A 16328-nucleotide genomic window follows, 5' to 3' on the forward strand; every position below is an offset into this window, starting at 1 on the left:
GGCGGTCTATCCGCCAGTGGGAAGCCGGGCCGGTCAGCCGCGGCCGAGGAAATACTCCAGGATGTGCAGGTGGTCTTCGAACAGCTGCGGGCCCATGTCCAGTGCTTCACTCACCGGTATCCAGCGCGCCTTGTCGGCATCGTCGCCGCCGCGCACCGGCGGCAGGTCACCGGCCGGAAACTCGAAGTGGAAGCCGTGGGTGATGGTGCGACCACGCTGGCTGCGGTCGGGGTGGTCGAACACCTGCTGGCCCTTCAACGACCCCTTCAACACCGGTAGCGGAATCTTCAGCCGGGTTTCCTCGCGCAGTTCGCGCAGGCAGCTGTCGAGCAGGCTCTGCTCCTGGCCGACGAAGCCGCCGGGCAGCGCCCACAGCCCCTTGCCGGGTTCCGAACGGCGCCGCACCAGCAGCACGTGGCCCGAATGCACGACCACCGCATCGGTGGTGACGAAGGTGGGCGCGTACGGCGCATCCTTCCAGGCGGCCTTGTACTGTTCGATGAAGCGGTACTCGGCCACCAGCTGGCCATAGGCAGGCGCGCTTTTGCGGAACGCTTCGAGCATGTCGTACACCGGCGCCGGCACATTGCCACGCAGCATCAGCAGCGCACCGTGGAAGTCGACGTCGCCGGCCTCGAACAGGTAGCGCCGCAGCTCGGTGGCCGACAGGGTGGCGGTGTGCTGCACGTCCACCAGCGGCCATTGTGGGAATTCCCGCAGATAGTAGCTGGAGGCATCCTTGTCCATGCCGATCAGGCCCACCTTGGCATCGGCAGCGGCGCCATCGTTGCGCAGGGCTTCGGCCACCTGGCGTTGTACGTTGGCAATCCACTGCGCTTCGTTGTACAGGTGGTCGCGCAGGGGCCGGATCAGCAGGCGGTCGGTGTGGCCATCGAGGGCAGCCTGGATCATCACGGCGCGTTCGGCCACGGTCCAGGGATTGCGGAGGCTGCGGGGGGTATCGGCAGAGCCGACCAGGAAGATCAGCTTGCGGGCCCGGCTCAGGGCCAGGCGGGCAACGGCGGCGTGGCCGTTGTGGAAGGGCTCGAATCGCCCGATGAAGACGAGATAGTCGAATTCCATGAGAATCCCTCATGTCGTTGTGGCAGCCGCGGGTCTGTCCCTTGGCTTGCTGCAGATGCTACGCCGATGGCGGGGCGGGTCAAGCCTGCAGGCATGCCTTCCGCTGAACACCGAAGATTCCTGCCGGGACTGCGCTGCTGTTCTCAGGCCCTGAGAAGCCTCTGCGCCATACTGGCACCCACGCGGCGGACGGCATGCTCGGGGGCAAGACAGTGGCGGACAAGTACTGCGATCTGGTCATGAAAGGCGGCATCACCAGCGGCATCGTGTACCCCAATGCGGTATTGGCGCTGGCGCGCGAGTATCGCTTCAAGAGCATCGGCGGCACTTCGGCGGGCGCCATCGCCGCAGCCGTGGCGGCCGCGGCGGCATGCGGTGATCGCCGCCAGCAGGCGGGCGAACATCTGCCCGGCGATGCCGGCTACGGCGGGTTGTCGGCGGTGTCGGCGCAGCTGTCGCGGCGCGGCTTCATCTACAGCCTGTTCCAGCCGGCACGGGGCGCGCGCGCGGCCTACCGGCTGCTGGTGGTGCTGACCGGCAATGCCGGCCTGCCGCACAAACTGCTGTGCCTGGCCGTCGCGGTATTCGAGATCGCGCCGCTGGAAGTGCTGGTGTCGCTGGCGCTGCTGCTCGGCCTCGGCTGGTGGGGCGGTGGCTGGAGCGGCGTGGCCGCCACGCTGCTGCCCTCACTGCTGTGTGCGTACGGTGCGGGTGTGGCCGGTGCCGCGCTGCGTGTGGCACGGGTGGCGCGGCGCAACCTGCTGGGCCTGTGCAGCGGCCTCGGCCGCGATGCACGCACGCCGGCATTGACCGAGTGGCTGCATGAATGCCTGCAGCAGCTGTCCGGCAAGCCGCTGGATGCACCGCTCACCTTCGCCGACCTGCACGACGCGCCGCGCTACGCCGTTGAGCCGGACAGCCCGCATGCGATCAGCCTGCAGATGATCACCACCTGCGTGTCGCACAACGAGCCGCGCACGCTGCCGCTGGGCGGCGCGCAGTTCTGGTTCCTGCGCGAGGAGTTCGAGCAGCTGTTCCCCGCCAGCGTGGTGCAGTGGCTGGTGAAGCAGGCCGGCCCGCCGCTGGAGGTGGAAGGACGGCAGTACTACCACCTGCCACAGGGCCCGAAGCTGCCGGTGCTGGTGGCCACGCGCATGAGCCTGAGCTTCCCGCTGCTGATCAGCGCGGTGCCGCTGCATGAGCCCTCTCGCCGCGAGCGCCGCTGCGAACCGACCGCGCCTGCGGCCGACCAGGAGCACAACGTGGCCGACAGCATGGAAGGGCTGACCAGTGCCGGGCAGGCCTGCGGCCCGGTGATCACCGCGTTCCGCATCTGCTGGTTCTCCGATGGTGGCATCAGCAGCAACTTCCCGATCCATCTGTTCGATGCCGCGTTGCCGCGCTGGCCGACCTTTGCCATCAATCTGGTCTACCCACAGCACGCCGAAGACGTGAGCCACGGCAGCAGTGGCCGACAGGCGCTGGAACATGCCGTGTTCCTGCCCACCGAGAATCGTCACGGCTGGCAGCGGACCTACCAGTCGATCGCCACGCCGTTGGCGGCCGCCGAGCTGGGCCGCTTCCTGTTCGCGGTGGTGGCGACCATGCAGAACTGGCGCGATCTGCTGCAGGCGCGCGCGCCGGGTTACCGCGACCGTATCGTGCACGTCAGCCTGCAGGGCGACGAAGGCGGCATGAACCTGGACATGCCGCAGGAGGTGCTGACCCGCATCGCCGACAAGGGCAGCCTGGCCGGTGCGCGCTTCTGTTCGTTCTCGTTCGAGAACCACTACTGGATCCGCTGGCGCAACCTGGCCTCGGCCTACCAGCGCTACACGCTGGAAGTGGCGCGTACCGATGACCCGGCGCAGCAGGTGCTGGCCTACCGTGCGGCGTACTCGATGGTTGCCCGCGGTGAGCCGACGCCGCCGTCGTACAAGCTGGGCTCGGAAGACAAGCGGCTGGCCTCGCAGCAGCTGTGGGGCTTGATGGTCGAGCAGGGACGTACCTGGGAGGACCTCGGCCCCGACCTCACCGACGGTGCACCGCGCCCGTTGCCGCAGATGAAGGTGACGCCGATCTACTGAGCCGGTCCTCGGTAGATCCACGCCATGCATGGATGCATCTCGAATGGGGGTCAGATCCGTTTTCCGCAGGAAAACGGATCCGACCCCCTGCGGTGCCTCATCGCCACGGCGCCACCACCGCATCACCCTGCAATGGCGCATACAAGGGCAATGCCAGCTCCTGCTTCACCCAGCCCGGATTGAGCGCACGCAGGCCGGCCAGGTATTCGCGGGCCAGCGCGATATCACCTTTCCGCATGGCCAGGCGCGCAGCGCGCGCCCAGGTGCGGTCCCAGCCATGGGCCAGTGACAACGAGGTCGCCAGCGCAGTGCGCGCACCTGCCACATCGCCGTTCTCCCAACGCTGCTCGGCCTGGATGATCGCCTCGTTGGACAGGCGCATGTCGTACAGCTCGCGCAGCCTCGCGACCGCGCGTGGGTCGGCGTCCACGCGCAGGTCGGTGTCCTGCCAGTCGCCTCCTGGCGTGCGCACCAGTAGCGCCGCCGACCACTGCCCGCTGCGCTGGCCTCCCGCGTCTTGGCCAGCTTCCAGCGCCGCCAGCAGGCGCGCCGCCAATTCACCGTGTGATGCGGCGAAGGCGCGCTGCATCGAGGCCAGCACCTGCGGCCCAGCCAGGCCATTGCCCTGCACGCTCAGCATGCCTTCGCCCTGCGCACCGGCCCAATCCGCCTGCTGCGCGGTAGCGCCGGTGTACTGCGCATTGCCGCCGCGCGCGCTGACCAGCCCCACCTGGCGCTCGGCAAGCGTGGTGCCATCGAAGTTGCCGTCTTCATCGAGCAGCTGCTTCAGCACCTGGGCAGGCGTGCGGCCTTTGGCCATCAACTCCAGACCCTTCGACCCATAAGTCGGGTTGGTCTCGAACTGGCTGGCGACCGCGCCCACCTTCGCCTGTGCCCACGGCACACCCACGCCCCCGACCGCCAGGTTGTGCGTGGCCACCGCCACCCCGCAGTCGCCGGCCTCGTTGCAGGCGGCAATGGAGAACGTCGCCCACGCCGGCGCAGCGCAGGCAGCGAGCAGCAGGACCAGGCAGGAACGCAGCAGGAACATGGCCAACTCCGTGGGCAGGCATTGCAATGGGATGCAGCCTACGCACGAAAGGTTTAGTAGATCCACGCCATGCGTGGATGGAATCCCATCGAAATCGAATATTTCGAACCTTCATCGAAGAACATCCGCGCATGGCATGGATCTACCGTGTCGACCAAGGTCGACACCCACCAACAGCAGCGTGCCGACCAACGGTCAGCACCCACCAACAGCAGCGGGAAACTGTCGAAGGCGGGGTGGGTCCGGTTGCGGGGGCGTGAGCCGCATGGATGCGGCGACCGAGCTTACATGGACGTACTTGCAGCGTCCCCCGCAACCGGATCCACCCCGCCATCCCACGGAAAGCCCGCTGTTGCTTTTGCTGTTGCCTTGGATTGAAGCAGGTGCAGGGCGCAGCCCTGCCGAACCACCCCTACCGCCCCGGCAACTGCGCGAACGCACGCTGCATGCAGTCCTCGCGCGGGCATACCCGGCACCCCGGGCCGATCGATACCGAGTTCCCCGGGCTCTGCACATCCAGCCCCAGTGAATACACCAGCCGCTCGGCATGCTGCAGATCGCAGCCCAGCGCCACCGCGAAGGTCTTGCGCGGCTGGCCATGGCCCACCGGGCCACTGCTGACCTGCCGCGCCAGCCAGAAATGGCGGCGCCCATCGGGCATGCGCGCCGTCTGCGTAAGGATGCGGCCGGGCTGGTTGAACGCCTCGTAGACGATCCACAGCGGGCACGAACCGCCCACCTGCGAGAAGTGGAAATCGGTGGCCGAATGGCGCTTGGACACGTTGCCGGCGCGGTCCACGCGGATGAAGAAGAACGGCAGGCCAGGCGCACTGCGCCGTGCCAGCGTGCTCAGCCGATGGCAGACCGCTTCGAAGCCGACGCCGAACTGATGCGCCAGCAGTTCGATGTCGTAGCTGCTGGTTTCGGCCGCCCGCAGGAAGCGCATGTACGGCATCACCAACGCGCCGGCGAAATAGTTGGAGAGACCGATCCGCGCCTGCGCGATGCGTGCCTCATCGGTGAACCCGGCGCGCGCCACCACTGCATCGATCTGCGGCAGGTAGCCGTGAAGGGCCAGCTCGGCCGCCATCTGGAACGCCTGCTGGCCGGGCTCCAGGTAATCGGGCAGCCACAGCCGCCGCGCACCGGCATCGTACTGCCGCTTCTCGCGCCCGGCCTGAAGGGCGGCCACTTCCACCAGCACGCCGTGGCGGTCGGCCAGAAGCTGGCGCAGCCGCGGTGCCACGTGCCCGGGCGACAGCCCCCACTCGGCGAACAGCTGCTCGGCCAGCTCGTCCAGCTCGGGAATGTGGTTGTGCATGCGGTTGAAGAATTCGCGTACCTGGTCGCCGGCCGGCAGGGTGCTGCCGGCGCCGGGCTCGCCCAGCTGGAATTCCAGTGCGGCGGCATGCTCGCGCAGCGCCAGGTGGCGGCGATGCAGGTCCAGCAGCGCGCGGCTGACCTGCGGCAGGTTGCCGGCCAGCGCGCGCAGTTCGGTGGCGCTGACCTCGGCCAGGCCCAGATCGCGCAGGGTTTCACCCAGTGCTTCCTGCAGCGCGGCGGGCTCATCGTCGTCGAACAGGGAGGAAACATCGCCCAATACCTCGCCCAGCTTCTTCTGCACCGCTGGCGTGAGTGGGCGCTTGTTACGCTCGATCTGGTTCAGGTAACTGGCCGACAGCCCCAGCGCCCGTGCCAGATCCGCCTGGCTGTAGCCGCGCTGCTCGCGCAGCCGCAGCAGGCGCAGGCCAAGTTGTCGCTGGGGGGCTGAATAATTCACAAAATTAACATGAATCGTCTGGCGTGTTGGCCAGATTAAGCGGATTCAGCCCGGAAATCGAGGTGGGTGCTGTGAATAATGCCAAGCATCTTTCGCACCCTGTGGGATTGTCGTCATGACTGTTGCAGCGCCCCGTATCCGCATGCTGATCGATGGCCAGTTCGTTGAATCGGCCACCTCCCACTGGCAGGACGTGATCAATCCGGCCACCCAGGACGTGCTGGCCAAGGTGCCGTTCGCCACCACCGGCGAAGTGGACGCCGCCGTCGCCGCCGCCAAGGAAGCCTTCAAGACCTGGCGCAAGACCCCGATCGGCACCCGTGCGCGCATCTTCCTGAAGTACCAGCAGCTGATCCGCGAAAACATGAGCGAGCTGGCCCACATCCTCACCGCCGAACAGGGCAAGACCCTGCCCGACGCCGAAGGCGATGTGTTCCGTGGCCTGGAAGTGGTCGAGCATGCCGCCGCCATCGGCAACCTGCAGCTGGGCGAGCTGGCCAACAACGTGGCCAATGGCGTGGACACCTACACGATCATGCAGCCGCTGGGCGTGTGCGCCGGCATCACCCCGTTCAACTTCCCGGCGATGATCCCGCTGTGGATGTTCCCGATGGCGATTGCAACGGGCAACACCTTCATCCTCAAGCCGTCCGAGCAGGACCCGATGGTCACCATGCGCCTGGTCGAGCTTGCCCTGGAAGCAGGCATTCCGAAGGGCGTGCTGAACGTCGTCCACGGCGGCGAGGAAGTGGTCAACGCGATCTGCGACCATCCGGACATCAAGGCCGTGTCGTTCGTCGGTTCCACCCGCGTCGGCACCCACGTCTACAACCGTGCCTCGCTGGCCGGCAAGCGCGTGCAGTGCATGATGGGCGCCAAGAACCACGCCGTGGTGCTGCCGGACGCCAACAAGGAACAGACCCTCAACGCGATGGTCGGTGCCGCCTTCGGTGCCGCGGGCCAGCGCTGCATGGCCGCTTCCACCCTGGTGCTGGTCGGTGAAGCACGCAACTGGGTGCAGGACCTGGTCACCAAGGCCAAGACCCTGAAGGTCAGTGGTGGCACCGTGGCCGGCACCGACGTGGGCCCGGTCATCTCCTGCAGCGCCCGCGAGCGCGTGGAAGGCCTGATCGCCTCGGGCGTGGAGCAGGGCGCCAAGCTGGTGCTGGATGGCCGCAAGCCGCAGGTCGATGGTTTCGAGAAGGGCAACTTCGTCGGCCCGACCATCTTTGCCGGTGTCACCACCGACATGCGCATCTACCAGGAAGAAATCTTCGGGCCGGTTCTGGTCATCCTCGAAGCGGAGACGCTGGAAGAGGCCATCGCGATGGTCAACAGCAACCCGAACGGCAACGGCACCGCACTGTTCACCCAGTCCGGCGCCGCCGCGCGCAAGTTCCAGGAAGACATCGACGTCGGCCAGGTCGGCATCAACGTGCCGATCCCGGTGCCGGTGCCGCTGTTCTCGTTCACCGGTTCGCGCGCGTCCAAGCTGGGCGACCTGGGCCCGTACGGCAAGCAGGTGGTGCTGTTCTACACCCAGACCAAGACGGTCACCGCGCGCTGGTTCGATGACGAGACGCTCAGCCATGGCGTCAACACCACGATCAGCCTGAAGTAACGGCAGGAGCAGCCATGAGCCACTCGATGACGACGGAACTGGAAGAAGCACAGCAGGCGTACCGCGAGGCTGCGCGCGACTTCGCACAGGCCGAACTGGCGCCGCACGCCGCGCGATGGGATGCGGAGGGCATCTTTCCGCGCGAGGCGATCGCCAAGGCCGGTGAACTGGGCTTCTGCGGTCTGTATATGGACCCGGAAGTGGGCGGCAGCGGCCTGAGCCGACTGGACGCCGCCGTCGTCATCGAGGAGCTCGCCAACGTCGATCCGTCGACGGCGGCCTACATCAGCATCCACAACATGGCTTCGTGGATGGTGTCCAAGTGGGGCCAGCCGGCACTGCGCGATGCGTGGGGCACCGATCTGTCTTCGGGCAACAAGCTGGCTTCGTACTGCCTGACCGAACCGGGTGCTGGTTCCGATGCGGCCTCGCTGAAGAGCACCGCCGTGCGCGATGGCGACTTCTATGTGCTGAACGGCTCGAAGGCCTTCATTTCCGGCGCCGGTGCCACCGAGCTGCTGGTGGTGATGGCACGTACCGGTGGTGCCGGTGCCGGCGGTGTCAGCGCCATTGCGGTGCCGGCGGACCTGCCGGGCATCAGCTTCGGCCGCAAGGAAGAGAAGATGGGCTGGAACAGCCAGCCCACCCGTGGCATCACCTTCGAAAACGTCCGCGTGCCGGTCAGCCACCTTCTGGGAGAGGAAGGCGGCGGGTTCAAGCTGGCGATGAAGGGACTCGATGGCGGCCGCATCAACATCGCCGCCTGCTCGCTGGGTGCCGCGCAGGGTGCGCTGGACGCTGCACGCCGCTACATGGGCGAGCGCCGCCAGTTCGGCAAGGCGCTGGCCGAGTTCCAGGCGCTGCAGTTCAAGCTGGCCGACATGGTCACCCAGCTGGTGGCTGCACGGCAGATGGTGCACACCGCCGCACGCAAGCTCGATGCCGGTGCCAGCGACGCCAACGTGTGGTGCGCGATGGCCAAGCGCTTCGCCACCGATGCCGGTTTCAACGTTTGCAACGAAGCACTGCAGATCCACGGTGGCTACGGCTACATCCGCGAGTACCCGATCGAGCGCCTGCTGCGTGACTGCCGCGTGCACCAGATCCTGGAAGGCACCAACGAGATCATGCGGGTGATCGTTGCCCGTCACCTGCTCAACACCGAAGAGGAACTGCGATGAAGGATTGGCGTACCCAGGAGCACGTGGGCCTGAAGGTCGAGGTGGATGGCCACACCGCCATGGTCACCCTGAACAACCCGCCGGCGCATACCTGGACCGTGCACAGCCTGTCGGCGCTGCGCGACCTGGTGGGCGCGCTCAACGCAGACCGCGACATCTATGCGCTGGTGATCACCGGTGACGGCGAGAAATTCTTCTCCGCCGGTGCCGACCTCAACCAGTTCGCCTCCGGCGACAAGGCCGCTGCACGTGAAGCCGCGCGCCGCTTCGGCGAAGCCTTCGAAGCGCTGTCCGGGTTCCGTGGCGTGTCGATCGCCGCGATCAACGGCTACGCCATGGGCGGTGGCCTGGAATGCGCGCTGGCCTGCGACCTGCGCATCATTGAAGACCATGCCCAGGTCGCGCTGCCGGAGGCTACCGTCGGCCTGCTGCCGTGCGCCGGTGGCACCCAGAACCTGCCGCGCCTGGTCGGCGAGGGCTGGGCCAAGCGCATGATCCTGCTGGGCGAGCGCATCAACGCCGAGACCGCGCTGCGCATCGGCCTGGCCGAAGAAAAGGTCGGCAAGGGCGAAGCCAAGGCGCTGGCGCTGGAATGGGCGAAGAAGGCCGGCAAGCAGAGCCCGACCAGCATCGCCGCCTGCAAGACTCTGGTGCAGTCCACCCGCACCGGCACCCACGCTTCGGCGCTGGTGGCCGAGCGCGAAGCCTTCGTCGACCTGTTCGACACCGCCGACCAGGTCGAGGGCGTGACCGCCTTCCTGGAAAAGCGCGCCGCGCAGTGGAAGAACGCATGAGCACCGACACCGCTGCCGACGATGCACCGGTGCTGTTCGAAGAGCGCGTGGCCGGCAACGGCACGCGCATCGGCATCGCCACGCTCAATGCGCCGCGTACGCTCAACGGCTTCTCGCTGCCGATGGCGCACCTGCTGCTGAAGCAGTTGAATGCCTGGGCCGACGACGACGGTATCGCCATGGTGGTGCTGCAGGGCGCCGGTGAAAAGGCGTTCTGCGCCGGCGGCGACCTGCACAGCCTGTACAAGAGCATGGTCGCCTTCCGCGAGGCCGGCCGCAGCGACATCCGCGAGAACGACTACGCCGCTGAGTTCTTCGACGTTGAGTACCGCGTCGATTACCTCATCCACACCTACGCCAAGCCGATCCTGTGCTGGGGCCACGGCATCGTGATGGGCGGCGGCATCGGACTGATGTCCGGCGCCAGCCACCGCGTGGTCAGCGAGCGCTCCAAGCTGGCCTTCCCGGAAATCACCGTCGGCCTGTTCCCCGATGTGGGTGGCAGCTGGCTGCTGCCGCGCGTTCCGGGCAAGGGCGGCCTGTTCCTGGCCCTGACCGGCGCGCTGTTGAACTCGGGCGATGCCATCTACGCCGGCCTGGCCGACGTGCATGTGGCCGAAGAACGCCGCAGCGCGGTCTTCGATGCGCTGCTGCAGGTCGCGTGGTCCAGTAACGCAGCGCACAACCACGAGCGGCTCAGCCATCTGCTGCAATCGCATGCCAGCGATGCAGCGACCGGTCCGCTGCTGGCCAATGCGGCGCAGGTCGATGCGCTGTGCGAAGGCGATGACCTTGAAGCGATCGTTGCGCGCATTGCCGGCCTGCAGACCGATGATGCCTGGCTGCAGGCGGCACAGAAAACCCTCGCCGCCGGTGCACCGGGCTCGGCACGGCTGTCGTACGAACTGCAGCGCCGCAGTGCCGGCCAGGACCTCGCCGCGATCTACCGCCTGGAGTACATCGTCGCCCTGCATTGCGCCGCCCATGGTGATTTCGCCGAAGGCATCCGCGCACTGCTGATCGACAAGGACCGCAATCCACAGTGGAATCCGGCCACCCTGGCCGAGGCCATCGCCGCGTGGGCCGACACCTTCTTCGCTTCCCCCTGGGCCGATGCCGCGCATCCGCTGGCCGACCTGGGCACTCCCCTTGTTGAAAGGAGCCTTGCATGAGCCACATTGCATTCATCGGGTTGGGCAACATGGGTGGCCCGATGGCCGCCAATCTGGTCAAGAACGGCCACAGCGTACGCGTGTTCGATCTGGTTCCGGCCGCGGTGCAGGCCGCCGTCGATGCCGGTGCCAGCGCCGCATCGTCGGCCCGCGACACACTGGCCGGTGCCGAAGTGGTGATCTCGATGCTGCCGGCCAGCCGCCACGTCGAAGGCGTGTACCTGGGCGACGACGGCATCCTCGCCGCGATCCCGGCCGGTGCGCTGGTCATCGACTGCAGCACGATCGCCCCGGCCAGCGCCCGCAAGGTCTCCGAAGCCGCCGCCGCACGTGGCCTGCAGATGATCGACGCGCCGGTATCCGGCGGTACCGCCGGTGCCCAGGCCGGCACCCTGACCTTCATCGTCGGTGGCGAGGAGGACGCGCTGGAACGCGCGCGCCCGGTGCTGCAGGCGATGGGCAAGAACATCTTCCACGTCGGCGCCAGCGGTGCCGGCCAGGTGGCCAAGCTGTGCAACAACATGGCGCTGGGCGTGATCATGGCGGTCACCGGCGAAGCCATTGCCCTCGGCGTGGCGCACGGGCTGGACCCGAAGGTGCTGTCGCAGATGATGGCGGTCAGCACCGGCCGCAGCTGGGCCACCGAAGTGTGCAACCCGTGGCCGGGCGTGCTGGAGAATGCGCCGGCCTCGCGTGGCTACAGCGGCGGTTTCGGCAGCGATCTGATGCTCAAGGACATGGGCCTGGCGGTGGAAGCGGCGATGAGTGTCGGCGCCTCGATCCCGCTGGGCGAAGTGGCCCGCAACCTGTACTCGATGAACCACCAGGCCGGCCGCGGCAAGCTGGATTTCTCCAGCGTCGTGCAGCTCATCACGAGCGAGAAGTGACCTGGTAGTGCCGGCCGCTGGCCGGCAACCTCATGCCCCCATGTGGGACAACGAAGGTGGGATGGGCGGATGTTCGGTTTCGACCGGCATCCGCCCATTTTTTTTGGGGGTCGGATCCCTTTCGCATCGCGAAAGGGCTCTGACCCCCGAAGACGCCGCGGTTGGGGTCAGAGCCCTTTGCCATTGGCAAAGGGATCCGACCCCGGCGCTGCATCAGGCAACGACCAGCGTCACGTCGATGTTGCCGCGGGTGGCGTTGGAGTACGGGCACACGATGTGCGCCTTCTGCACCAGCTCTTCCAGCTGCTCGCGCGGCACGCCCGGAGCGCTGATGGTCAGCTCGGCCTCGATGCCGAAACCGGTCGGGATCTGGCCGATGCCGACCTTGCCGGTGACGGTGGTGTCGGCCGGCAGCGCGACCTTGGCCTGGCCGGCCACGAACTTCAGCGCGCCCAGGAAGCAGGCCGAGTAGCCAGCGGCGAACAGCTGTTCCGGGTTGGTGCCCGGGCCGCCGGCGCCACCCAGCTCGCGCGGGGTCGACAGCTGGATGTCCAGCACGTTGTCGGACGAGACGGAACGGCCTTCACGGCCGCCGGTGGAGGTGGCCTGGGCGGTATACAGAACCTTTTCGATGGACATCGTGATGCTCCTGGTCAGTGGGTGGGTGTTGCGTTGGAGCCTACTTTGCCCGGTTTCTGCGTACGTTGGGTTGCAGTTCGTACGAAAAACTTGATTGATCGTCCTGCTGGCCTAGATCGTCCACTCACGGTCGGTGGTGAACATGATGGTCAGCCAGCGGTCCGGCGAGGCCTCGCCCAGCGCATCGCCGATCTCGTCGCGCAGCTGGTCCCATTCCAGCAGGGGCCGCGGCGGGTCGTCCTCGCGTACCACGAAGAACAGCTCGATCTGCTCGCCACGCCCCACCTGCGCGACATAGCTGCGATGCTCGACGAAGCCGTGCTTGGCGACGATCGCGCGTGCCACCGCGTCCACGTGCGCCTGCAGTTCTGGTGGGGTGACCAGCAGGATGCCCGCCAGCGCGCGGCGCACGGTGCCCAGCGGGGCGATCATCACCAGCACGCAGACGAAGGCGAGGATGGCCGGGTCGATGTAGGGCCCGACCCAGGCCAGCGAGGTACCGCGCACCAGCACACCGCCGAGGAAGGCCAGCAGATAGCAGGCCGACATGCTGGCGGCGATCACCCAGTTCTTCGCGTCCAGCGCGATGAACTCCGAACCGATGCGGCGGTTGGCACGCAGCACGAACCAGGCCAGCGCACCTTCGCCGACGATCGACAACCCGGCGAAGGCGATGGCCGGGCCAAGCGCGATGTGGCGACCGCCGGACATCAGCGCATCCACCGCATTGACCAGTGCATACAGCGCCGCGCCGATCATCAGCGTGCCGCTCACGCCCAGCACGATCGGCTCCAGGTGCCAGAAGCCCATGGTGAAGCGTTGGTTGAGACGCGACTGCAGCGCATCGCTGCTGGTGGATAGAGCGATCAGCCGTGCGACCAGCAATGACAGCCAGGTCATCACCACATCGATCAGGCCGTAGATGCCATCGAAGATGATCAGCGAGGAATTGGCCAGCAGGCCGAACACCACCGCTGCCGCGGCCAGCAGCAGTGAGCCTGCGATGGACAGGCGCAGCACGCCTTGTTCGGTACGCGCATCGAAGAAGCGTTCGGTGGTGGCAGGCATGCGGGAATCCAGCGGGAAATGGGCTGCGGAAGCAGCGCGTCGCCATTCTATCCAGCCTGCAGCATGCCGCCGTGACCGCAGCCGCACAGCGCCTGGAAAAGTCACCAGACTGGTAACCGATTGCGGATTGACGGGTGCACACCCGAAGCGTATCGTTTGTACCACGATGACATAGAAGCCTCCGGTGACCCCGGGGGCTTCTTTCGTTTGCGCCATCGCGCGCTGCGACGCCATCGCCACCGGCCCTGACGTTCCCGTCGCGGCCGTTCTGTCTTCCGCCCCGATCCTGCTTTTCCCGCGCCGTCCTGGTGACCGCGTGGGGCGCCGCCGTGCGCGCAGGGTCGGGGCACTCCACATCCATCAACGAAGGAGGATTCGATGCCCCTGCTGACCCTTGAGCAGTGCCGCGCGCACTGCCGTATCGACGGCGACTTTGACGACGCCATCCTGGGTGACCTGCTGGCAGCAGCCAGCGACGCGGCCGCAGCCTACCTGGGCCGCGAACTGTACGCCGACCAGGCCGCGCTGGACCAGGCGCTGGACCAGCTGCCGCAAGACATGGCGGCGGCGGTGACCGGGCATGAAGCCGCGGTTGCCGCCGCCAATGCCGAGACCAACGCGGCCAAGGCCAAGGCCATGCGGGATGTGGCCGATCGTCGCCTGGCCGTGGCCACCGCGCGCAGTGCACGCCTGCTGCTGGGCATGCCCGCCAATGACAGCATCCGTGCAGCGGTACGCCTGCTGCTGGGCCACCTGTACGCCCATCGCGAAGCCGTAGTCGTCTCTGCACAGACGCTCGATGCACCGGCAGGCGCCACTGCCATCGCAATGGAACTGCCGTTCGGCGTGGCCGCGCTGCTTGATCCGTACCGACCGGCCGCAACGCCATGAACGCCGGCCACCTCAATCGCCGCATCCGTATCGAGCGCCAGGACGGCCAGCTCGACGCCTGGGGGCAGCCGCTGGACGCCTGGCAGCCGGTGGCAGAACTGTGGGCCGCCGTCACTGCCGATCCTACAGACAGCGTGCAGCGGCTGACGCTGGAAAGCCGCCTCCCGGCAACAATCCGCCGCCAGCGCTTCCATGTCCGATTGGCGGCCGCGCGACAGGCCGGCATCCATGTCGGCATGCGCATCGTGCATGACGGTCGCGCTTTCAACATCACCGGCGTTGCTCCGGACTTCAGCCGGCGCCAGACCACGGTGCTGTTCACCGAACAGTCTTCAGGCATTGCCTGAGCGACGCCAACCAGGACACCGCGATGAGTTACGAAGCACAGCTGCACGCGCTGCTGGCCCCGCTGCTGCAGGGCCGGCTGTATCCCGACGTTCCGCCGGAACCGGTCCTCTACCCGTGTGCCGTCTACCAGCAGATGGGTGGACAGTCCGTGTGGTTCAACGAAGGTTCCACTCCCGAACAGAAGCACGCTCGCGTGCAGCTGACCGTCTGGGCAGACAGTCGTGCCCAGGCCAACACCCTGATCCGCACCATTGAGGACCAGGTCTGCGCGGGACTGCCGACCGCCGAGTCGTTCGGCGCTGCAATCGCCGTGCATGAGCCGGTGCTGCACAAACACGGCGCGCGGCTCGACTTCGGCCTGTGGTACGCCGACCCGTAAACCCCTTCACCCGTGCAACACCCCAGCCCGGCAACCGCCGGGTTTTTTTTTATCCAACGAGGAAATACACCATGGCACTCAAGCTTCCCAAGGGCACCCAGTTCGGTTTCGCACCGGTTGTCTCCACCGCGATCGCCACCACCGCGATCTCCAAGGCTGCGCCGGCACTGGCCAGCGTTGCCGCCAACAGCGTCGACACCGGCGATGTGGTGGTCATTGAACTGCCGGGCTGGCCGGCCCTGAACAACCGCGCCACCCGCGCGGGTGCTGAAGCCACCGGCAGCGTTGAACTGCTGGGCATCGACACCACCGACACCGTGCTGTTCCCGGGCACCAGCGGTGCCGGCGTGCTGCGCAAGGCAGGCGCCTTCGTCGACCTGGACCAGCAGGGCGACCCGACCACCGCCGGTGGCGAGCAGCAGTACTGGAGCGGCACGCTGCTGGAAGACCCGACCGGTCGCCAGGTCCAGCTGCCGACCTTCAAGAACGCCAAGACCATTACCCTGCCGCTGTTCTACGATCCGAAGAAGCCGTGGTACCCGGCGCTGAAGAACGTTGATGCCAAGGGCGAGCCGGTGATCCTGCGCGCCAAGCTGGTCGGCGGCGACGTGCTGTACTGGTACGGCTACCTGAGCTACAACGGCGACCCGACCATGGCTGCCAACACCCCGATGGGCACCACCGCGACCTTCACCGCGCTGGCCGACTCCATCCTGGTCGAGGGCGCCTGATGTTCCAGGTAAAGGCGCCGGAGAGCTTCAAGAGCACCCTGACCATCGTCGGTCACGGTCGCGAGCAGAAGCTCAACCTGACCTACCGGCATCTGTCGGTGGCCGACTACGCCAGCCTGCTGGAGCGTCTGGGCGATGACACGTTGAGCGTGGCCCAGGCCATCCTGGACATCGTGGTGGATTGGGATGCCGATGTGGCGCTGGATACCGCCGGCGTCGAGCTGGCGCTGCAGCAGCAGGCCGGCCTGGATGGCGCCATCATCGGTGGCTACACCCAGGCGCTGCAGGTCGCACGCAAGGGAAACTGATCGAGGCGGTGGGGGCCCTGTACTGGCGGGCCCCCACCGAGTCCGAGCTGATGCAGCTTGGATTGAAGGCAAAGCACTTTCCACCGCCGCAGGTCGAGCTGTGGCCGGAGTGTGTGCTTCCCATCGAGGTTTTCTCACGGGTTTCCACCCAGTGGCGCGTTGGCGCAGGTGGCCCGATCGGGCTGGACTACAACGTGGTCTATCAGGAGCTGCAGCGCGAAGCGCTTGTGCCGGAGCGGCACGCTGAAGTGATGGCGGGCATCCGCGTCATCGAGCATGCGGCCCTGAAGCACATGCAGCACGAATAA

The 16328-nt window shown here is 67.0% G+C and carries 17 protein-coding genes; 12 read left to right on the forward strand and 5 right to left on the reverse strand.

Going from position 1 to position 16328, the window contains the following annotated elements:
- Positions 1-33 precede the first annotated feature (33 nt).
- Entirely contained in the window at positions 34-1083 is a 1050-nt protein-coding gene (locus tag ACUZUJ_RS01150) for a bifunctional nicotinamide-nucleotide adenylyltransferase/Nudix hydroxylase (RefSeq protein ID WP_005411941.1), read from the reverse strand.
- A gap of 194 nt (positions 1084-1277) precedes the next feature.
- Between ACUZUJ_RS01150 and ACUZUJ_RS01155 the strand changes: the two genes are divergently transcribed.
- Positions 1278-3170: a patatin-like phospholipase family protein gene (locus tag ACUZUJ_RS01155; protein ID WP_458220207.1), complete on the forward strand. Its 1893-nt coding sequence runs from the start codon at positions 1278-1280 to the stop codon at positions 3168-3170.
- A 97-nt stretch (positions 3171-3267) separates the two neighbouring features.
- Here ACUZUJ_RS01155 and ACUZUJ_RS01160 read toward each other — a convergent pair whose 3' ends face one another.
- Both ACUZUJ_RS01160 and ACUZUJ_RS01165 read right to left on the reverse strand, forming a co-directional pair.
- Positions 3268-4221 carry a DUF1028 domain-containing protein gene (locus ACUZUJ_RS01160; protein WP_458220208.1) on the reverse strand — a complete coding sequence of 318 codons (954 nt, stop codon included), beginning with the start codon at positions 4219-4221 and terminating at the stop codon, positions 3268-3270.
- A 412-nt stretch (positions 4222-4633) separates the two neighbouring features.
- Positions 4634-6001, reverse strand: a complete 1368-nt coding sequence (locus ACUZUJ_RS01165; protein ID WP_053494643.1) for a helix-turn-helix domain-containing protein — start codon at positions 5999-6001, stop codon at positions 4634-4636.
- Positions 6002-6116: 115 nt separating this feature from the next.
- On the opposite strand from ACUZUJ_RS01165, the gene ACUZUJ_RS01170 reads away from it, so the two are divergent.
- From ACUZUJ_RS01170 to mmsB, 5 genes are read left to right on the forward strand one after another with little or no spacing between them, the layout of a single operon-like run.
- Positions 6117-7622 (forward strand): CoA-acylating methylmalonate-semialdehyde dehydrogenase, encoded by a 1506-nt coding sequence (locus ACUZUJ_RS01170; RefSeq protein WP_049399840.1) that lies wholly within the window; start codon positions 6117-6119, stop codon positions 7620-7622.
- A gap of 14 nt (positions 7623-7636) precedes the next feature.
- Positions 7637-8803 (forward strand): acyl-CoA dehydrogenase family protein, encoded by a 1167-nt coding sequence (locus tag ACUZUJ_RS01175; protein WP_458220209.1) that lies wholly within the window; start codon positions 7637-7639, stop codon positions 8801-8803.
- On the forward strand, positions 8800-9597 hold the full coding sequence (locus ACUZUJ_RS01180) for an enoyl-CoA hydratase (protein WP_101764742.1): 798 nt from the start codon (positions 8800-8802) through the stop codon (positions 9595-9597). Before ACUZUJ_RS01175 ends, ACUZUJ_RS01180 begins: the two co-directional genes overlap by 4 nt.
- Positions 9594-10769 carry an enoyl-CoA hydratase/isomerase family protein gene (locus ACUZUJ_RS01185; protein ID WP_458220210.1) on the forward strand — a complete coding sequence of 392 codons (1176 nt, stop codon included), beginning with the start codon at positions 9594-9596 and terminating at the stop codon, positions 10767-10769. The genes ACUZUJ_RS01180 and ACUZUJ_RS01185 overlap by 4 nt, the downstream gene beginning before the upstream one ends.
- Complete coding sequence (gene mmsB / locus ACUZUJ_RS01190; RefSeq protein WP_075675624.1) at positions 10766-11656, forward strand: 3-hydroxyisobutyrate dehydrogenase; 891 nt, start codon at positions 10766-10768, stop codon at positions 11654-11656. The genes ACUZUJ_RS01185 and mmsB overlap by 4 nt, the downstream gene beginning before the upstream one ends.
- A gap of 213 nt (positions 11657-11869) precedes the next feature.
- Here the strand turns inward: mmsB and ACUZUJ_RS01195 are convergent, their stop codons facing one another.
- Positions 11870-12295 carry an organic hydroperoxide resistance protein gene (locus ACUZUJ_RS01195; protein ID WP_049399846.1) on the reverse strand — a complete coding sequence of 142 codons (426 nt, stop codon included), beginning with the start codon at positions 12293-12295 and terminating at the stop codon, positions 11870-11872.
- A gap of 111 nt (positions 12296-12406) precedes the next feature.
- Positions 12407-13363, reverse strand: coding sequence for a cation diffusion facilitator family transporter (locus tag ACUZUJ_RS01200; protein WP_101764744.1), 957 nt, complete (start codon positions 13361-13363; stop codon positions 12407-12409).
- A 378-nt stretch (positions 13364-13741) separates the two neighbouring features.
- Between ACUZUJ_RS01200 and ACUZUJ_RS01205 the strand changes: the two genes are divergently transcribed.
- The 6 genes from ACUZUJ_RS01205 (at position 13742) to ACUZUJ_RS01230 (ending at position 16328) form a co-directional block, all read left to right on the forward strand.
- Positions 13742-14254, forward strand: a complete 513-nt coding sequence (locus tag ACUZUJ_RS01205) for a head-tail connector protein (protein ID WP_069138078.1) — start codon at positions 13742-13744, stop codon at positions 14252-14254.
- A complete protein-coding gene (locus ACUZUJ_RS01210; RefSeq protein ID WP_119007317.1) occupies positions 14251-14601 on the forward strand; it encodes a head-tail adaptor protein in 351 nt (116 codons plus the stop codon). Before ACUZUJ_RS01205 ends, ACUZUJ_RS01210 begins: the two co-directional genes overlap by 4 nt.
- Positions 14602-14624: 23 nt before the next feature.
- The gene (gene gp17 / locus ACUZUJ_RS01215) at positions 14625-14981 is read left to right on the forward strand and encodes a tail completion protein gp17 (protein ID WP_458220211.1); all 357 of its coding nucleotides are present in this window, start codon (positions 14625-14627) and stop codon (positions 14979-14981) included.
- Between the two features lie 71 nt (positions 14982-15052).
- Positions 15053-15712: a phage tail protein gene (locus tag ACUZUJ_RS01220; RefSeq protein ID WP_119007316.1), complete on the forward strand. Its 660-nt coding sequence runs from the start codon at positions 15053-15055 to the stop codon at positions 15710-15712.
- A complete protein-coding gene (locus ACUZUJ_RS01225; RefSeq protein ID WP_014645599.1) occupies positions 15712-16020 on the forward strand; it encodes a phage tail assembly chaperone in 309 nt (102 codons plus the stop codon). The genes ACUZUJ_RS01220 and ACUZUJ_RS01225 overlap by 1 nt, the downstream gene beginning before the upstream one ends.
- Positions 16021-16070: 50 nt before the next feature.
- Positions 16071-16328, forward strand: coding sequence for a DUF1799 domain-containing protein (locus ACUZUJ_RS01230; RefSeq protein WP_119007403.1), 258 nt, complete (start codon positions 16071-16073; stop codon positions 16326-16328).

The organism is Stenotrophomonas sp. S4 (assembly GCF_054187805.2).